This window comes from Dysgonomonas sp. HDW5A (genome assembly GCF_011299555.1).
Lineage (GTDB): Bacteria > Bacteroidota > Bacteroidia > Bacteroidales > Dysgonomonadaceae > Dysgonomonas_A.
The window spans coordinates 2224601-2244250 of the sequence record NZ_CP049857.1; the positions used below are offsets into that span (position 1 = coordinate 2224601).

Consider the following 19650-nt stretch of genomic DNA (forward strand, 5'->3'; position numbering starts at 1 on the left):
TTTATATCTCCTCTTTTTTCGCCTATATACTATCTCCCTAATTAAAGGAAAATAGATATTCTTATACTTTACATTCTATCGGGAACTTCAATTCCTAATAATTGCATTGCGTTTTTTACGATTTTAGCAACATTTGCCGATAAAGTCAGCCTTAGATATTTTATATCCTTATCTTCCTCTTTCAAGATGGAATGGTCGTGATAGAACTGATTGTATTCTTTCACTAATTCATACACATAATTTGCAATAAGGGCAGGATTGTATTCGTCTCCGGCTTGTTTTAGAGTACTTGCATATTCTGCTGTAAGTTGAATAAGTGCTATTTCTTTATCAGTAAGAACTGTATTTGGTGCAAGTGTATCTGGAATCACAAGTCCTTGTTCTGCCGCTTTTCTTAGTACTGATTGGATACGTGCATAAGTATACTGAATGAATGGGCCGGTATTTCCGTTAAAATCTATAGATTCTGCCGGATTGAATACCATATTCTTTTTAGGATCAACTTTCAGAATGAAATATTTTAATGCACCTAAACCAACTATGCGGGCAATATTAGCAGCCTCTTCTTCTGTGCAATTGTCTAACTTGCCTAATTCGTCAGATGTTTCGCGTGCCGTATTTATCATTTCTTCAACCAGATCGTCAGCATCTACTACTGTCCCCTCTCTCGATTTCATGCGTCCCATACCTTTGGGAAGTTCAACCATTCCATACGAAAAGTGAACAAGGTCTTTTCCAAATTGGAATCCCAGTTTGTCCAAGATAATAGATAGTACCTGAAAATGGTAATTCTGTTCGTTTCCTACCACATAAACCATCTTGTCGATAGGTTGACCTTCTTTTATAGCATCTTCGTACCGTTGTTCTGCAGTACCTATGTCCTGAGTTATATATACCGATGTGCCATCGCCCCGAAGAAGTAGTTTTTGGTCAAGGCCTTCTGCCGAAAGATCAACCCATACTGAGCCATCTTCTTTTTTATAGAATATATTTTTTTCAAGACCTTCGAGAACTTTCTCTTTTCCGTCTATATATGTTTCAGATTCGTAATATATTTTGTCGAAATCAACTCCTAATACTTTGTAGGTCTCATCAAATCCGGCATATACCCAACTGTTCATCATTTTCCATAGCTCTACAGTTTCGGTATCTCCTGCCTCCCACATTCTTAGCATTTCACGAGCATTCTCCATTAATGGGCAGTTACGTTCGATAATATCCTTGATTCCTTGGGTTAGCTCTGCAATAAAATCGAGAGTTTCTTTCAATGGGCTAAAGAAATCCAGATACTTTTTTAGCTCATTGTCAATACTAACAACTGTTGGTAAACGTTTGAAGAAAATATCCCAATTTTGACTGTCACGAGTAGTTTCTGCTAGAATCTCTACTTCTTGAGCTATTGGAAATTTAAAATAAACTTCAAAATTCTGGTAATCTAATGAACGTTCTTTCTCTTTTAATCTTTCTTGATTAATTTTTATACTTTCTAAATTATGCTTAATTGCACTTTGAATTTTTTTATTGAAACAAATTATTTTATTATTAATGTCATTATAATAATTATCTACCTCTTTCTTTAATTCATTACTAAATAATACATAGTATTCACCAACTAGATGATCACCTTTCTTTCCCGAATTTTCAGGAGTTTCATAAACCATATCATCGCCAATTTTGACTCTCTTGCCCCATTTTTTCCATGCAAGCATCGATTTACATATATGTATCCCTCTGTCGTTAACAATATTGGTTTTCTTTACCTTGTTTCCGTTTGCTTTTAGTACTTCGGCAAGAGCAAATCCCAATAGGTTGTTGCGGATATGACCTAAATGGAGCGGTTTATTAGTATTGGGTGATGAGTATTCAATCATTACCAATGGCGAATTATCTGTCGGTTGTACTGTCCCGTAATTTGGGTCTGAATTTATTTCAGAAAGTAAATCAATCCAACTGGATGAATTTATCTCCAGATTTAAAAATCCTTTTACAACATTAAAGTCGGTAACTTCGGTACTGTTAGCCTTAAGCCACTCGCCAATCTCCTGAGCAGTTTGTTCAGGTCCTTTTTTTGATATTTTCAGAAAAGGGAATGCTACAAGAGTAAGGTGTCCTTTAAATTCTTTTCTCGTTTTTTGGAGTTGAACCAAAGAGCTGTCTACTTCTGTATTATATAAATTCTTGATTGCTGAAATAATACTTGCAAGTATTGTTTGTTCTACTTTCATTCTTGAAAATGTTTCGTCTTTTAAATTTAGGTTCTCAGACCGATTTGTTACTTTGTAGGTATTTACTGGCTTACCCTGATAATTTCGAAGGTGCAAATCTACAAAAAATGATTGAAAAGATAAGGTCTTGTCTCTTTTTATTGCTTTGCAAGTATAATAAACAAAGCAACTTATATTGGGGGAGGTGGATGTGATTTTCTTTGCGAGGTATACTATAATAAGTTACCAAGAATAATTATTGAAACATCTGACAGCTTATGCGTAGGGGCGTATTGCATATGCCCCTACATTGAAAATATTTTTATTAAATCAGGCTGGATAGGATATAAAAAAAGCGGAAAAAGATTACCTCCCTTTCCACTTTCTAAATCTTTTTGCAGCGATTTACAGGTCAGATAATTCAGCTCCCGCTTTAAATTTAACCACTTTTTTTGCAGGAATATCAATTGTAGCTTTAGTTCTAGGATTGATACCCTTTCTTGCAGCTTTTTCTGATACAGAGTATGTACCGAAGCCTACAAGTGCAATTTTTTCACCTTTTTTCAACTCAGCACCTACTGTTTCAATAAATGCATCTAGTGCTTTCTTAGAGTCCACTTTGCTTAGTCCAGCTTTTTCTGAAATAGCATTAATCAGTTCAGTTTTATTCATAATATTGCAATAAAAAAATAAATTAATTAATTAAACTGTATTTTAACGACTTACTTACATATTTAAACACCAAATATAGATTATAGTTTAGTAACTATCAAAAAAAAAACTAAAAAAACAGCCCCAGAAAGGCGTTTTAAGCTAAAAAAAAGCCAAACTGGATGACTTAGAGGTGTTCAAACGAAAAATATACGTAAATTTGTCTAAATTTAGAGTATACAAAATAATATGAATCAGAATAGAGGAGGAATGTTTGGGTCGGTACCACCGGTTACACTCAACTTGATAATTATAAATGTATTGTTCTGGCTGGCACAGATTGTATTTGCTAACAAGGGAATAGATATTACGACCTATTTAGGACTTCATTATTTTAAGTCTGACCTTTTTTATCCCCACCAGATTCTAACCTATATGTTCTTGCATGATTCTTCGGGAATTACACACTTGTTCTTTAATATGTTTGCCGTTTTTATGTTTGGACGAACATTAGAGATGGTTTGGGGTGGAAAAAAATTCCTGTTTTATTATATAATAACCGGTATAGGGGCAGCATTATTTAATATGCTGGTTGTTTATTTCCGTATCAATTCTGTGGAAAGTGGCTTGTCTCCCGAAATGCTTGCTGAGGTATATCGAAATGGTGCTGAGTTGATAAGTACAGGACGTAACTATGCTGATCCTCTATTAGGAGAATTTAATGGACTTTTAAATCAGACAATGATAGGTGCATCCGGTGCAGTATTTGGTATTCTGGTTGCATTCGGTATGATATTTCCGAATGTAGAGCTGATCCTTCTGTTTTTACCTATACCGATTAAGGCAAAATACTTTGTTATTATTTATGGTATTGCCGAATTATTTATGGGCGTTTGGGATAGAGCCGGAGATAATGTAGCCCATTTTGCTCACTTGGGAGGACTATTAACCGGGTTTCTATTGGTATTATTTTGGAAAAGAAATAATAAAAGAGACGGGAAATTTTATTAATGTCCCGGACTTTGTTTATTATTTAGATAAGTGTAACGAAAATAGGTAGTAGTTGTAATGAAGCATACTAATAAATATACTCAATTATTGAATAATCTAAAGTATCGCGATTCATTGTCACAATTGATAATCATTAATGTGGCAGTGTTTCTTGTGATTGCATTGTTGAGAGTTTTTGTAGTTCTTTTCGAAATACCTGCTCCCGATTTGCGACCCTATATCGAGATATCTTCGAGCATTAGTTATACGTTTAAGCATATTTGGGTATTATTTACCTATATGTTTGTACATTATGATGTTTTGCATATTCTATTCAATATGTTGATGCTTTATTGGTTTGGACGTATATTCCTTACTTATTTTACCCCTAAAAATTTAATTGCTCTGTATCTATTAGGGGGATTGGCCGGTGCTTTATTCTATATGCTGACATTTAATACAATTCCTTATTTTGTAAAGATGAATCCTTCTTCTATGATTGGAGCTTCCGCCTCAGTTATGGCTATTATATTTGGAGCGGCTTTTTATAATAGAGATCAGGAAGTGATGATGTTTCTTTTTGGGCGTATAAAGATTGTGTACATTGCTGTATTTATATTTGCTCTCGACTTTTTAGCTTTAGGGGGATCATCTAATCAAGGAGGACATATTGCCCATATTGGAGGTGCTATGTTAGGCTATTTTTATGCGACTCAATATAAAAAAGGAAAAGATATTACTCGTTGGATTAATCTTTTAATCGATAAGATTGTTAATCTATTTAAGGCTAAGCCGAATATGAGGGTTACGCGAAAGAATAATAAATCAGAGGATGATTTTAGTTACAATCAGCGTAAGCATAATGAATCATTGGAGGTAGACCGTATCTTGGATAAGATTAAACAGTCGGGCTACAATAGCTTGAATGATGACGAAAAAAAACGATTATTCGATGCAAGTAACAAGTAAACAGCTAATTGATTATATTAGACGTACTTTTCGATCTATTGTATTGGGTATAAACGTATTTACCTTATTGCTTCTCTTGAGTTCTTACTTAAGTTGGAGTGTTTCGCCTGATCGCTCTCTTTTATTCGCTTATCTGGGGTTAGCATTTCCTTTTACTCTTACGGCAAATTTATTGATCCTTACTTTTTGGATCGTAACATCTAAGTGGAAAATTGTATTATTTAATGTCATCGTATTAATAATCTGCTACAGCCCTATAACGACTTATTTTCCTATTAATGTTTTCTCTAAATCACCACCTGAAGATAGTATTAAGATATTATCATACAATGTTCGGGGCTTTAACTGGGAATTGGATCGAAAATGGAATAAAGATCAGCCCATGGTGCAGTATCTGAAATCTGTAGATGCCGATATTATCTGTATGCAAGAGTATGTTGTTTCGACAAATGATAAACATGCGAGTACACGTAATCTGCAAAGAGTGCTAAAGGTTTATCCTTACTATTCGGTGATACCTTTGCGTCCTAGCAATGGGCGGTATGAGTACGGTTTGGCGTGTTTTTCCAAATACCCGATTAAATCTATCAAGAGTATACCTATTGAGACTTCTGATAACGGGGCAGCCATGTATACAATAGATGTAAACGGAAAAATGATTACAGTGATAAATAATCATTTGGAATCTAATCGGTTGACATCTAAAGATAAAAAAATGTATAAGGATTTTCTAAGAGCCCGCGATTCTCGTAGATTAGATGAGGTAACTCAAAGTCTTGATAGTAAATTAGGTGTTGCTTTTCGAAAAAGAGCGCCACAAGCAGATATGGTAGCACAATATATTGCCGAACGAACAACTGATGCGATAATTGTATGTGGCGATTTTAATGATAGTCCCATATCTTATTCTTATAGAACTATAAAAAAAGATTTAAAAGATGCATATGCCGAAACAGGCTTTGGTCCCGGCATAACTTATCATGAAAACCATTTTTGGTTTAGAATTGATTTTATTATGTATTCAAAGAATCTAAAAGCATATAAATGTACCGTCGATAAAGTGAAACTCTCCGATCATTACCCGATTTGGACATATTTAAGTTTTAAGTAGGGTACAAACCGCAGACCTTGCTGTTTAGTACCTGTTGTTAAAGAAGATTGCTATGATTATTCAGTGTGTAGCAATAAATATTATAAAAAAATTATGTATAAAATTAGTAAACAATTTGCTTTTTCAGCATCCCATATATTAGAGGGGCTTCCCGAAGATCATCCCTGCTCAAGATTGCATGGTCATAATTATATTGTGACAGTTTATCTGAAGGCTGAATCTTTGAATGAGGTTGGCTTTGTAAAGGATTATAGAGAATTGAAAGTTGTAAAAGAGTATATAGATAATAATTTAGATCACAGACATCTGAATGATGTTTTCTCGGTAAATCCTACAGCCGAGAATATGGCTCGTGAATTATATACTATTTTCGTGAAAGAAATTCCTCAGATTTATGCTGTTGAGGTTTCGGAAACTCCTAAAACATCTGCTATCTATGAAGCTTAATGTAAATGAGATATTTTATTCATTGCAAGGTGAAGGAGGTAGAGTAGGAGAGCCCTCCATATTTATTCGATTAACTCAATGTAATCTTGCCTGTTCTTTCTGTGATACCGATTTTGCAGAAGGGGATGATATGTCTTTGGATGAAATAGCTAATGCTATTGCTATGTATCCATGTAAATGGATTATATGGACAGGCGGCGAGCCTACTATTCAATTAAAGGAGGCTCATGCGGCATTCTTTAGAGAGAAAGGATATAAGCAGGCTATAGAAACAAACGGCACGCGGAGAGTTCCTTCTCAGATTGATTATATAACTTGCAGTCCTAAATTGAAGTATGAGGATATCCGAAAGAAGATTCCTTTTGTCAATGAAATCCGTATACCTCTTGAAGTTGGTAACGTTCTACCCGATATATCACTATTTCCAAAGGCGGATAAATATTTTGTCAGTCCTATATTTGATGGTGATAAGATCAATTTGGAGAATGTTAATTACTGCGTTGATCTGGTGAAAGAAAATCCGGCTTGGAGTTTGAGTTTACAAGTGCATAAATTGATACATATCGAATGAATAAGTTTGAATTAAATATTCTCGGTTGTGGCTCAGCTTTGCCTACCATGCAGCATGTTCCAACATCTCAGGTTTTAAATGTTCGCGAGAAATTATTTATGATTGATTGCGGTGAGGGGACTCAATTGCAATTTAGACGGGCTCGTTTACGTTTTAATCGCTTAAATCAGATATTTATATCGCATTTGCATGGTGACCATTGTTTTGGTTTGATAGGACTAATCTCAACATTGGGATTACTGGGTCGAACCGGAGATTTAACTATTCATGCGGTTGCCGATTTAGAAAGAATCTTGCGTCCACAGCTGGATTTTTATTGTAGAGATCTATCATTTCAGGTTATTATAAAGGCTTTTGACCATACAAAGAATACTGTCATATATCAGGATAGATCTTTAACCGTAAGTACAATTCCTTTGGATCATAGGATGCCTTGTGCCGGCTTTTTGTTTGAAGAAGCTGAGAATGATCTGCATCTGGACGCAGAGGCTATTAAATTCTACAATGTTCCCATTAAAGAGCTGGCTAGAATCAAGCAAGGAGCTGATTATTTAACCGAAACAGGTCAAGTTATACTTAATAATCGCTTGACTAAGCCCGCCAATCCCTCTCGCAAATATGCTTTTTGTTCTGATACGGCCTATAAGGAGAGTATTATTCCGATAATAAAAGATGTGGATTTGTTATATCACGAATCTACTTTTCTGGAAGAGGATAAAGCCAGAGCAAAGGAGACTCGACATTCGACTGCCGGGCAAGCGGCCGAAATTGCCTTAAAAGCAAATGTAAAGAAATTAATGCTTGGTCATTACTCGTCAAGATATTCCAATGATACCTTGTTTTTAGAGGAAGCAGTGAAGATTTTTCCTAATACTATTCTTGCTAACGAATTATTATTAGAAAAATTATAATTGTCTGAAAAAAAAATCACATTTAATACTTGATTTAACTAAAAAGAGTTACATTTGTATGTATCTAATTTAACAGATGAAGAATATAACTAAAATATTAATTCTGGCAATTCTTTTTGCTCTACCGATATTGGGATTTTCTCAAGATAGGAAAGATGCGTTCGATTCTGATAAACAGGGAGTTGAGTTGACTATTAATGGAGAAAAGTTTGTTGTGGAAAACCTTCCTCAAGATGGTACCATAGAGGTGTTTAATATTTTAGGTACTAAAGTCATGACTTTCAATGTGAATAGTGGTACAAATTCTAATCGTGTAAATCTTCCCAAAGGATATTATATCCTCAAGTCCGATAATGTAACAAAGAAAGTTGTAGTTAAATAACTATTTAATTTCTATACATTCTACATTCTTATACCTTTTGTCTAAAGAATCCACATCTATAGTTATACTGATTTAAGTATTCTAAATTACTTAATATTTATCCCTCGATATTAATTCTTTTTACTTCTATTTCCTTATTTAGAAATATGGATGCAGATTCTTTGAATTTGGATGCAGATTCTGTTGTGTAGTATTGAGTATTACCATTCTTAGTACAAGAATCCTCTATTTCAGGATGACGGCTGAGGTAGTTTTCAAGGCTCTCTGCAACATATGTACCTTGTGATAGTATTTGTAGCCCTGATGGTGCGTATTGCTTGATTTTATTGATTAAAAGCGGGTAATGAGTACATCCTAATATAAGTGTATCAATCTCCTTATCCGAATTAAGAATACTATCCAGATCTTTCTTTATAAAATAATCAGCACCTTCCGTGTTGAATTCATTGTTTTCAACAATGGGTACCCACATAGGGCATGCATGGGAGTTTACTATAATATCTGGGTGTAATTTACTTATCTCAATTGAATATGATTCGGATTGTATTGTTCCCGGAGTTCCTACAATACCAATATGGCGTGTTTTGGTAATATTACCAATAATTTCGGCAGTAGGGCGTATTATTCCGAGTACTCTTTTGTTCGGGTTTATATAGGGTAGGTCATTCTGCTGTATCGTTCTGAGCGCTTTTGCTGATGCTGTATTGCATGCCAGTATAACAAGGTTACATCCTTGATCAAAGAGGGCTAAAACGGCTTGTTTGGTGAATTCGTAAACGACATCAAAGGATCTTGTTCCATAAGGAGCTCTGGAGTTATCTCCTAAATAAATATAATCGTATTGGGGAAGTAATTTCTGTATTTCAGAAAGTATAGTTAATCCTCCGTATCCTGAGTCGAATACTCCTATTGGTCCTGGAATAAGTTCTTTTTTCATAAATAGGCCTCTTTTCGAATAGAGACATTTAAGAAGTTTGGGTATTTATCTTCGTGTTTGCTGTAGTTTAGCTTTTACCATTGGGTTTGCATCTATCGCATTGGGGGTTATAAATGCAATTGTAGGATTTGCCATATCGTATATGCAAGTGAATCCTTGCTCAATACCTACTTGATTAACTGCTTCTTTAAGTCTTTCTTTAAGAGGGGCAATCAATTGTGCTTCTTGGCTTTCTACATCCTCCTGAGCTACTTTCATGAATCGGTTTATGTTTTGTTCCAATTCATATAGTTCTTGCATACGTCTAAGCTTAATGCTTTCAGCTAATTTATTTTGATTGGCTAAGAAATCGGTGTACTTATTATTGTAATCGTTTTGCATTACAGCTAATTCGTCCTTGTATTTCTGATTCAAATCACTAATAGAGCGAGATGCTGCAACTTTTCCCGGTATTACTTCCAATAATTCAATAGAGTTTATATAAGCAATTTTATCAGATGTTTGAGCTGATATATTATTGATGAAGACTATTGATATAATGAATAATGCAGAAAGAAATATTCTTTTGGCCATCATAATAGAATGTTAATATTATTGAATGGTTAATATAGACTTAGCGTAGATTTCTTGATTGTCACCGTCGTACCTGATTGATAGTTGTTGTGTTTTCGGTGGTATATTTTGTGGGATACCACCGATCAAGGCATGATTGCTTGGTTACAACTATCAATTGGTTCTTAGGTTATGGTTACAAATATAATAAAATCTTTTTTATTATAATGTTTTCTTTACTTCAATTTGTTCAAAGGCTTCAATTATATCTCCTACTTTCAGGTCATTATAATTGTGAATATTCAATCCACATTCATATCCGAATGCAACTTCTTTCACATCGTCTTTGAAACGTTTCAATGAGCCTAAATCTCCGGAGTAAATAACGATACCATCGCGGATGATACGTATCTTGTTTGAGCGTTTAATCTTACCTTCTTTCACCATACAACCGGCAACTGTACCGACTTTAGTGATTTTGAATACTTCGCGTACTTCAACGTTTGCAGTAATTTCTTCTTTGATATCCGGAGATAACATACCTTCCATTGCCGAAGTGATTTCTTCAATCGCATCGTAGATGATAGAATATAAGCGAATTTCTACTCCGTCTTTTTCTGCAATTCTTCTTGCTGCTACCGATGGACGTACCTGGAACCCGATTACAATAGCATCAGATGCTGCTGCAAGTGTAATATCCGACTCGGAGATAGCTCCTACTGCCTTGTGGATAACGTTCACTTGAATTTCTTCTGTAGACAGACGTATTAAAGAGTCTGAAAGTGCTTCAACCGAACCATCCACGTCACCTTTCACAATCACATTCAATTGTTGGAAGTTTCCGATAGCAATACGGCGACCTATATCGTCAAGGGTAAGTATTTTTTGAGTACGTAATCCTTGCTCACGTTGCAATTGCTCACGTTTGCTTGCAATATCTCTGGCTTCTTGTTCCGATTCTAAAACGTGGAACATATCACCCGCCTGAGGCGCTCCGTTTAATCCTAAGATTAATGCCGGTGCAGCCGGTGCGGCTTCATCGATTCTTTGGTTACGTTCGTTAAACATCGCTTTTACACGACCAAAATAAGTTCCTGCTAAAACGATATCACCTTGTTTTAAAGTTCCGTTATGAACAAGTACTGTGGAGATGTAACCACGTCCTTTGTCCAGAGAAGACTCAATAACAGAACCTGTTGCACGCTTATTAGGATTGGCTTTTAGTTCAAGAAGCTCGGCTTCCAATAATACTTTCTCTAAAAGCTCATCAATGCCTATACCTTGTTTGGCTGAAATTTCTTGCGATTGGTATTTTCCACCCCATGATTCTACAAGGTAGTTCATGTTTGCAAGAGTTTCTTTTATTTTTTCGGGATTTGCTCCTGGTTTATCTATTTTATTGATTGCAAAAACCATCGGTACACCTGCTGCTGCTGCGTGATTAATTGCTTCTATTGTTTGAGGCATAACGTTGTCGTCAGCTGCAACAATAATAATAGCAATATCCGTCACTTTAGCTCCACGTGCACGCATCGCTGTAAAGGCCTCGTGACCGGGAGTATCAAGGAATGTTATTGGTCTGCCATCTTTAAGCTTAACATTATATGCCCCGATGTGCTGAGTGATACCACCTGCTTCACCTGCAATAACGTTAGTTTGACGGATTCTATCCAATAATGAAGTTTTACCATGGTCAACGTGTCCCATTACGGTAACAATTGGTGCACGAGGTTCCAAATCCTCTTCATTATCTACCTCTTCAGAGATTGCTTCAACTACCTCGGCACTTACGTACTCGGTCTTAAAGTTAAACTCTTCGGCAACGATATTAATCGTTTCGGCATCCAAACGTTGGTTGATAGATACCATCATTCCGATACTCATACAAGTGGAGATAACTTTAATTACCGGAACATTCATCATATTAGCCAAATCATTAGCTGTTACGAATTCGGTAATCTTAAGAATTCTGCTCTCTTGTTCTTGTAATTCGAGTTCTTCCTGTTGTCTTTGAGAAACAGCGTCTCTTTTTTCTTTACGATATTTAGCACCTTTGGCTTTTCCTCCCTTACTGGTTAGTCGGGCTAAGGTTTCTTTGATCTGTTTTTGTACGTCTTCTTCGCTTACAGCTGCTTTAGGTGTAAGTATTGGTCTGCGTGGGCTTGCATGTTTAGCTTTGTTATCTTTTTGAAGATGTGGGCTTGTTGTTGCTCCTGGTGCAGCTATACCTTTTTCAATATCAACTTTTCCTTTTTTGATACGGGCTCTTTTCTTTCTAGCCGGATCGTCCGGATCGTCAAGTTTCAGTGTTTTCTTTTGTTCGTCAACACTTTCTTTTTTCAGAAGCTTTACTGTATTCTCTTTTACTTTCTTGCTATCGGATAATTCTTTATCGATGCGTTCTTTTCTCTTCTCAGCTTTTGTCTTTTTCGCAGGACGAGTTTTGTCATTGATAGCGCTCAGGTCAATAGTACCTTTTACTACGATGTTTGATTTTATCGCCGGATTATTCAAGCGGAATACATCATCATCTTCTCCTGCAGGGCTTTGATTTGCTTCTGCCGGACTTTCATTTTCAATAACTTTATTGTCTTCTTTAGCTTCAATAACAGGCTCAACAACTTTGGGTTCTTCAACCACCTTTTCAGCTGCTTTTACTGTATTTTCAATTTCTGTTTTTTCGGAAATTGTCTCTTCCTGCTTTTCTGACTCTACTTTTTGAGCTACAGGTTTGCTTTCTTCTTTTTCGATATGAAGAGGTTCAACTACCTCTACTTTCGCTTCTTCTTTTGTCAAAGTTGAACTTTTGCTTTTGTTTAGATTGTCCAAATCTATTTTGTCAACAATCTGAATATGTGGTTTTATATCTTCCGGGATAATTATCTTAATCTCTTCACCTTTCTTGCTTGGCTGAGGTACATCCTCCTCCTCTTCGTCTTCCGAAGACTCCGATTGAGATGTTTTTCTCTTTTCCTTTTGTAACTCTTTGTTTCTATCAGAGGCGAGTTTAATTTTCTTGTCTTTGCCAAATTCATTCACAAGAAGGTCATACTGTTCATCGTCAATCTTCGTATTAGGATTTGCTTCGACAGCAAAGCCTTTCTTCTGCAGGAATTCAACAAGACTATTGATCCCTACATTCAAATCCTTTGAAACTTTAATTAATCTTATAGACATACGTTTTTTTTAAATCATGAAAATTGAACAGGCTGAAAAGAATAAATTTTTGAGCTTCCCTCAAATACTTAAACTATACAAAAGTATTAAGAAATCATAGAATTACCAAATAAGAGTTATTCTTCATCTTCAAACTCTGCTCGTAAAATAGCAAAAAGCTCATCAACTGTGTCTTCTTCGAGGTCGGCTTCTTTAGCGATTGTCTCTTTAGTAGCAGCTAGAACGTTCTTTGCTGTAACATATCCGAGTTTCTTCAGTTGTTCGATTACCCACTCGTCGATTTCGTCTCCGAATTCATCCAAGTAGATATCTTCTTCATCAACCTCGTCTATGTCACGATATACATCAATAGTATAGCCTGTTAGCATACTTGCCAATTTGATGTTTAATCCACCTTTACCAATTGCCAGAGATACTTCTTCCGGACGCAAGAATACTTCCGCTTTTTTATCCTCCTCATTTAATTTGATGGTGGTGATTTTAGCCGGGCTTAACGCTCTCTGTATGTACAGGTTCATGTTGGATGTGTAGTTGATAATGTCGATATTCTCGTTTCTCAACTCACGAACTATACCATGTATACGTGATCCTTTCATACCTACACAAGCTCCTACCGGGTCGATACGGTCATCGTACGATTCTACAGCAACTTTAGCTCTTTCGCCTGGTATGCGTGCTATTTTTTTTATTGTTATTAATCCGTCATTTATTTCGGGAACTTCCAGTTCGAATAATCTTTCCAAGAATACAGGAGAAGTTCTCGAAAGAATAATCTTTGGATTGTTGTTTTTATTGTCAACTCGTTCAACAACAGCTCTTACGTGTTCTCCTTTGCGGAAGAAGTCACTTGGGATTTGTTCTGTTTTAGGTAACAAAAGTTCTTCTTTCTCGTCATCTAAAAGAAGGATTTCTTTTTTCCAGATTTGGTAAACCTCTCCGGAAACAATCTCTCCGATCTTTTCTTTATATTTATTATAAAGGCTATCTTTTTGAAGTTCAAGAATTTTTGAAGCTAGGGTTTGGCGTAAGTTTAAGATTGCTCTACGTCCAAAATCTTCGAAGAAAACCTCGTCGGTAACATCTTCGCCTACAGTAAAATCTTCATCTATTTTTTTAGCATCCGAAAGAGATATTTCGATATTTGGATCTTCCAGTTCATCATCTTCTACTATCGTACGATTGCGCCAGATTTCCAAGTCTCCTTTGTCAGGATTGATAATGACATCGTAATTCTCGTCTGTCCCAAACATTTTTGCAATAACATTGCGGAATGAGTCTTCAAGAACGCTTATCATTGTCATACGGTCGATATTTTTCAGGTCCTTAAATTCTGAAAAGGTATCAATCATGCTTATAACTTCTTTCTTAGCCATAGTTATTTAAATCTGATTAGATATTTTGTATATTTTACTTCATCGTATTTGAAAGACAAATCTTCTTCGACAGCTATTTTGCGTTTAGCTCCTTCGGGTTTTTCCATTTTTGTGATAGTTACCGTAAATTGGGTATCATCACAACTTTTGAGCTCTCCGCTTATTTTTTGTCCTCCTTTAGTTAAAACCTCAACCTCATTGCCTATGTTTACTTCGTATTGTCGAATTATTTTGAAGGGGGATGTTACTCCGGCTGAACCTACTTCGAGTTCAAAATCTTCCGCTTCACGATCAAGTTTCGACTCTATATGTTTGCTTAGTGCAATGCAATTCTCAATACTGACTCCCTCTTTGCTGTCAATCTCTACTACGATAATATTCCCGGGTCTTATAATTACCTCAACTAAAAATATATCAGAGTTAAGCAAAAAGTCTTCAGCTATATCTCGTATTTGTGACTTATCAATCATTTGTATTTGTATCAACGAATGAAAAAGGAGAAAGCTTTAGCCTCCTCCTCCCTTTAATATGAATGCAAATATAGTGCAAAATATTTATTATTGCAAATTTTGGTGTTTTTTTATCTTAGAATCAATTTGTTTCGAGTTTAAGTCGTCTTATTCACAGAAAATATTTAATGATTTACTTTAAGGGTATAGCTGTTTATTGCTGTATTACTTATCAAATCAACGAATAGTTCTGTGAGCTTAAAATGCTTACGAATAAATCAAAAGGTCTAAAATCTTATTTGAACTGCTCCTCGTAAAGAGAATAGTACTTTCCTTTCAGTTCGAGTAGTTCTTTGTGACTGCCTTGTTCGATAATCTGCCCTTGTTCAAGCACCAGAATCCTGTCTACATTGCGAACGGTAGAAAGACGATGAGCTATTATAAAGCTGGTTCTTCCTTCCATTAATTTGTCGAGTCCTCTTTGGATAAGTAATTCACTTCGAGTATCTATGTTGCTGGTTGCTTCATCTAAAAGCAGAATAGCAGGATTGGCAACTGCCGCCCTTGCGATATTCAGTAATTGACGTTGTCCTTGACTCAGGTTCGCACCGTCATTTTCCAGCATAGTATCATATCCATGCGGAAGGCGTTTGATGAAGGAATGAGCAGCGGTTAATTTAGCTGCCTCTTCTACCTCTTCATCTGTAGCCTCTAATCGACCGAAGCGGATATTTTCACGAACCGTTCCCGTAAACAAATGGGTATCCTGTAAAACAATAGCCATTGAATGTCTCAGGTTTTCACGTTTCATATCCTTTGTCGAAATGCCATCGATAGTAATTTCACCCGATTTGATGTCGAAAAAACGGGGAAGCATATTTAATATAGTAGTCTTGCCTGCTCCTGTAGTTCCTACCAATGCAATTTTTTCTCCTGACTTTGCTTCTATGGAAACTCCTTTTAGAATTAATTTGTCGGGCTTGTATCCGAAGTAAACATCTCGCATAGTAACATTACCCTTTATGTTTGTAAGGGTGATGGCATCTGGATTGTCTTCCGGTTCGGAAGCTTCATCTATTACTTCGAAAATGCGTTCGGCTCCGGCTATTGCAGCCTGTATGTTGTTGTATAAGCTGGCAAGTTCGTTGATTGGGCGTCCGAATTGTCTCGAATATTGAAGGAAAGCAGCCAGTCCACCAACATCAAATCCTCTGAATATGGCAAGCAGTGCTCCAACAATTGTGATGATTACATAATTGAGAGTATTCAAGTTTTGCATAATGGGCATCATCATTCCCGAATATAATTGTGCCTTTTCTGCTTTTCCTCTTAAACTTTGATTTAATGTGTCAAAGTCTGCCTCCACTTTCTTTTCGTGTCCGAATACTTTTATCACTTTCTGACCACTGATCATTTCTTCGATGTATCCGTTTACTGCACCCAGATCTTCTTGTTGAGCTTTGAAGTATTTCTTACTTTGTGTTACAATCAGTTTAGCACTCAGAAACATAAGTGGAACTGTAATCATCGTTACCAATGTCAGTATCGGACTGATATAAATCATAAGAATAAATATCCCGATAAGAGTTAATGCACTCGATAAAAGGTCAGATAAACTATCGGTCAAAACATCACTGATCTTGTCAATATCATTGGTATATCGACTCATTAGGTTGCCATGTTGATGTGTATCGAAATACTTAATAGGTAATATTTCCATCTTCTTGAATAAATCCATCCGAAGACGGGTGACAGTCCGTTGTCCTATTTTATTAAGTAAACGATATTCGATATAGGTAGCCACCACTCCCACTAAATAAATAACACCAAGTAGTAGCAGTATTTTGGATAATCCGGGTATATCTCCCGGTATGATATAGTCATTAATAATCGGGCGAAGCATATACGAACCTAGCAAGCTTGATATAATACTTACTACGATCAAGAAGGCTATGATATATAAGAGGCTGCGGTCGCACGACAGATACGACATAAGCCGAAGAAAAGTCTTTTTTCCTTCTTTTGCTTTCTCTATAGGTTTTGAATGATCTCCGTGTGCCATCAGAATGCTAATTGTTGTGAATTGTATATTTCTTGATATACTTTCGATTTTTCCATCAGTTCAGATGGTTTGCCTACTGCATCTATTTCCCCGTCTTCGAGAACGATTACCCTGTCTGCCGATTGCATAGTGTTGATTCGTTGTGTAATAATAAGTACCGTAGTGTCTCGTAGAGTGGTATTCAGATTAGTCCTTATTTTCTGTTCAGTATCTGAGTCCACAGCACTTGTACTATCATCAAGGATCAATATTTTAGGCTTTCGGAGTAATGCACGGGCAATACAGATACGTTGTTTCTGCCCACCCGATAAATTGATGCCTCCACGTCCTAACTTCGTATTGTATCCATCCGAAAAAGACATGATAAAATCATGGGCTTCGGCTGCTTTGGCTGCCTGTACAATTTCGTCATCTGTGGCATCGGGTTTTCCCCATCTTAGGTTCTCAATAATTGTTCCGGAGAATAATTCGTTTTTTTGCAGAACCATCCCTATTTTTGAGTGCAACTCATCTAAATTGTAATCTTTGACATTTATCCCGTCAATTAAAATTTTGCCCGATGTGGCATCGTATAATCGGGGAATAAGCTGTATCATGGAACTTTTAGCTGACCCTGTAGCTCCTACAATGGCAATTGTTTCTCCTTGTCTGACATGAAAATTGATATTTCGCAGGACATCGTTTTCTCCGGCATAATGACGGAAAGAGACGTTCTGAAAAACTACCTCGCCTTTTTCTATCTTATGCTTGTTTTGCAAACCTTCGGGAGTATTAGTCAATGATGGCTCGGTGTCCATAACCTCGAGGATACGTTTTGATGAAGCCGAAGCCCGTGCAAATGCCATAATAGTCATCGAAAGAAGCATTAACGACATAAGTATTTGGGACAGATAATTAACAAAGGATATCAATTCACCTACTTTTAGATTTCCCGATACTATTTTTTGTCCTCCAATCCATAGAATAAGGATAATAGATATATTCATTACCAGTTGCATAAGGGGAAATACCGAAACTACAATATTGGAAGCCCGTATAACCATATCCCGTAAGTCTTCGCTGCTGTTGGCGAATTTCTTGGTTTCGAAATCTTCTCTGACAAACGATTTTACAACTCTTATATTGATCAGATTCTCGCGGATGATGCTGTTCAGGTGGTCTACCTTCTGTTGTACTTTTATAAATAAAGGAAACCCTTTTCTCAATATAAGATAGATGCTGATACTTAATACGGGGATCATGCCGATAAGCACCAATGCTAAGTCGGCATTTATCTTTACGACAAAAAAGATTGCCAGAAAAAGAATGAGCGGCGAGCGTAACAAAATTCGCATAGAGATAAGTATCACTTGCTGAATTTTGGAAATGTCATTTGTTAGGCGTGTGATCAAAGACGCAGAATTGAAGCGGTCTATATCTGAAAATGACAGTTGTTGTATCTTGTTAAACAATTCGGTTCTGAGATCTGTCCCAAATCCAATGGATGTACGTGATGAAACATAGATGTTAAAAATGCTGGCGATTAATCCTGCCACTGAGGTCAGTATCATATAGCCTCCGATACGAGTAATAACCGAAAGGTCGCGTGGCATAACACCATTGTCGATAATCTTAGCCATAAGCAAAGGCTGCACTGTCTCACATAGTACAAAAATGAGAACAAGAAATGGGCTGATTGCCAGACTAAGTTTGTATTTCTTTAAAATTTGCCAGTACTTCTTCATTTCAGTGCTTGTAAGTTTTTTCATCGTAGGGGCTTATTGTACACACCCGTTTGTGAAATCATTTTTATTGGTCGGACGTATGCAATACACCCCTTGCCTTGTTTTATTACAACCAACCGTTTTCTTTATACCAATTTACCGATTCTGTTAAACCACGTTCGAGGTTGTATTGTGGAGTAAAATGCAAATCTTGTGCCAAAGGTTCAATGTCACATTCCCAATTGCGCTGTTTCATTATTTTATATTTGTCACGATTGAGTGTCGATGGCTTTTTAGTTATCTTAGAGATACCCTCTGCTATGACAGATATCAGCTTTAAAATGAAAAGTGGCACTTTGATACTTAAGACATGTTTCTTTCCCAGTACTTTTTTTACCAGAGCCGTATATTCTTTGTCAGTGTGCACATCTCCATCTGTTACGAAATAGCTTTTGTTTTTGAGAGGACTTTCCAATGCTAAAAAGGCGGCATCGACCAAATCTTTTACATATATAAATGTCAGATGTTGTGGTTTGAATCCTGCACCTACATCCAGTCCTGATTTTACGGTTTTCAGCATCAAAAAATAGTCTTTCTCACGAGGTCCGTACACTCCTGTTGGGAGAAGTATCATATACGGAAAGTCGGTAGTACTCTGTAGATACTGTTCCGCTTTTAGTTTACTGATTCCATAAGCCGTATTTGGATGCGGGGTATCGGTTATTTTGATAGGAGTGTAATTTATTTCATCCCCTAAACCAAAAGCACTGAGGCTACTCATCAGGAGGAATTTGTCGGGGACGCAATCAGCTTCCTTTAATGCCTCTATAAAGTTTACTGTATTTTGATAATTGATGATGTCAAAATCTTTCGGATCGAGGCACTTGGTTATTCCTGCATTGTGGATAACATAGTCAATCTTTCCGAATTTACTTTTGAATTCTTTTAGCTGCTCGATCAGCTTTTCTTTATTACCGAAGTTAAGTTCTATGAATAAGATATTGCTGTCTTGCAGATATTCTCTGCTGCTGCTTTTGCGGACGCCAGCCCATGTTTGAAAACCAAGACTTAGGGCTTTTTCCACTAAGAAACTTCCAATAAAACCGCTGGCTCCTGTAATTATTATTTTTTTCATTTAATTTAGTAATGCTAAATTAGAAA

17 protein-coding genes are annotated in these 19650 nt (G+C 36.3%); 7 read left to right on the forward strand and 10 right to left on the reverse strand.

Annotated features, from left to right (window positions below):
- Positions 1 to 68: 68 nt before the first annotated feature.
- Together argS and G7050_RS09180 are read right to left on the reverse strand one after the other, a co-directional pair.
- A complete protein-coding gene (gene argS / locus G7050_RS09175) occupies positions 69 to 2225 on the reverse strand; it encodes an arginine--tRNA ligase (protein ID WP_166114294.1) in 2157 nt (718 codons plus the stop codon).
- A 384-nt stretch (positions 2226 to 2609) separates the two neighbouring features.
- Entirely contained in the window at positions 2610 to 2876 is a 267-nt protein-coding gene (locus tag G7050_RS09180; RefSeq protein ID WP_166114297.1) for an HU family DNA-binding protein, read from the reverse strand.
- A gap of 228 nt (positions 2877 to 3104) precedes the next feature.
- On the opposite strand from G7050_RS09180, the gene G7050_RS09185 reads away from it, so the two are divergent.
- The 7 genes from G7050_RS09185 to G7050_RS09215 all read left to right on the forward strand — a co-directional run bounded on the left by G7050_RS09185 (position 3105) and on the right by G7050_RS09215 (position 8236).
- A complete protein-coding gene (locus tag G7050_RS09185) occupies positions 3105 to 3866 on the forward strand; it encodes a rhomboid family intramembrane serine protease (RefSeq protein WP_166114300.1) in 762 nt (253 codons plus the stop codon).
- 57 nt (positions 3867 to 3923) lie between these two features.
- Positions 3924 to 4814, forward strand: coding sequence for a rhomboid family intramembrane serine protease (locus tag G7050_RS09190; RefSeq protein ID WP_166114303.1), 891 nt, complete (start codon positions 3924 to 3926; stop codon positions 4812 to 4814).
- Positions 4771 to 5925: an endonuclease/exonuclease/phosphatase family protein gene (locus tag G7050_RS09195; RefSeq protein ID WP_166114306.1), complete on the forward strand. Its 1155-nt coding sequence runs from the start codon at positions 4771 to 4773 to the stop codon at positions 5923 to 5925. Before G7050_RS09190 ends, G7050_RS09195 begins: the two co-directional genes overlap by 44 nt.
- 93 nt (positions 5926 to 6018) lie before the next feature.
- Positions 6019 to 6372: a 6-carboxytetrahydropterin synthase QueD gene (gene queD / locus G7050_RS09200; RefSeq protein ID WP_166114309.1), complete on the forward strand. Its 354-nt coding sequence runs from the start codon at positions 6019 to 6021 to the stop codon at positions 6370 to 6372.
- The gene (locus G7050_RS09205) at positions 6362 to 6943 is read left to right on the forward strand and encodes a 7-carboxy-7-deazaguanine synthase QueE (protein ID WP_166114312.1); all 582 of its coding nucleotides are present in this window, start codon (positions 6362 to 6364) and stop codon (positions 6941 to 6943) included. The genes queD and G7050_RS09205 overlap by 11 nt, the downstream gene beginning before the upstream one ends.
- Positions 6940 to 7854, forward strand: coding sequence for a ribonuclease Z (locus tag G7050_RS09210; protein WP_166114315.1), 915 nt, complete (start codon positions 6940 to 6942; stop codon positions 7852 to 7854). Before G7050_RS09205 ends, G7050_RS09210 begins: the two co-directional genes overlap by 4 nt.
- 76 nt (positions 7855 to 7930) lie before the next feature.
- Positions 7931 to 8236 (forward strand): T9SS type A sorting domain-containing protein, encoded by a 306-nt coding sequence (locus tag G7050_RS09215; protein ID WP_166114318.1) that lies wholly within the window; start codon positions 7931 to 7933, stop codon positions 8234 to 8236.
- A 97-nt stretch (positions 8237 to 8333) separates the two neighbouring features.
- Here the strand turns inward: G7050_RS09215 and murI are convergent, their stop codons facing one another.
- The 8 genes from murI to G7050_RS09255 all read right to left on the reverse strand — a co-directional run bounded on the left by murI (position 8334) and on the right by G7050_RS09255 (position 19624).
- The gene (murI, locus tag G7050_RS09220; RefSeq protein ID WP_166114321.1) at positions 8334 to 9173 is read right to left on the reverse strand and encodes a glutamate racemase; all 840 of its coding nucleotides are present in this window, start codon (positions 9171 to 9173) and stop codon (positions 8334 to 8336) included.
- Between the two features lie 45 nt (positions 9174 to 9218).
- Positions 9219 to 9749 carry an OmpH family outer membrane protein gene (locus G7050_RS09225; protein ID WP_166114324.1) on the reverse strand — a complete coding sequence of 177 codons (531 nt, stop codon included), beginning with the start codon at positions 9747 to 9749 and terminating at the stop codon, positions 9219 to 9221.
- 198 nt (positions 9750 to 9947) lie between these two features.
- On the reverse strand, positions 9948 to 12902 hold the full coding sequence (gene infB / locus G7050_RS09230; protein ID WP_166114327.1) for a translation initiation factor IF-2: 2955 nt from the start codon (positions 12900 to 12902) through the stop codon (positions 9948 to 9950).
- 116 nt (positions 12903 to 13018) lie between these two features.
- Complete coding sequence (nusA, locus tag G7050_RS09235; RefSeq protein WP_166114330.1) at positions 13019 to 14275, reverse strand: transcription termination factor NusA; 1257 nt, start codon at positions 14273 to 14275, stop codon at positions 13019 to 13021.
- A gap of 2 nt (positions 14276 to 14277) precedes the next feature.
- On the reverse strand, positions 14278 to 14745 hold the full coding sequence (gene rimP / locus G7050_RS09240; protein ID WP_166114333.1) for a ribosome assembly cofactor RimP: 468 nt from the start codon (positions 14743 to 14745) through the stop codon (positions 14278 to 14280).
- A 274-nt stretch (positions 14746 to 15019) separates the two neighbouring features.
- The gene (locus tag G7050_RS09245; RefSeq protein ID WP_166114336.1) at positions 15020 to 16786 is read right to left on the reverse strand and encodes an ABC transporter ATP-binding protein; all 1767 of its coding nucleotides are present in this window, start codon (positions 16784 to 16786) and stop codon (positions 15020 to 15022) included.
- On the reverse strand, positions 16786 to 18510 hold the full coding sequence (locus tag G7050_RS09250) for an ABC transporter ATP-binding protein (RefSeq protein ID WP_166117685.1): 1725 nt from the start codon (positions 18508 to 18510) through the stop codon (positions 16786 to 16788). Before G7050_RS09250 ends, G7050_RS09245 begins: the two co-directional genes overlap by 1 nt.
- A 106-nt stretch (positions 18511 to 18616) precedes the next feature.
- A complete protein-coding gene (locus G7050_RS09255; protein WP_166114339.1) occupies positions 18617 to 19624 on the reverse strand; it encodes an NAD(P)-dependent oxidoreductase in 1008 nt (335 codons plus the stop codon).
- Positions 19625 to 19650: the final 26 nt, after the last annotated feature.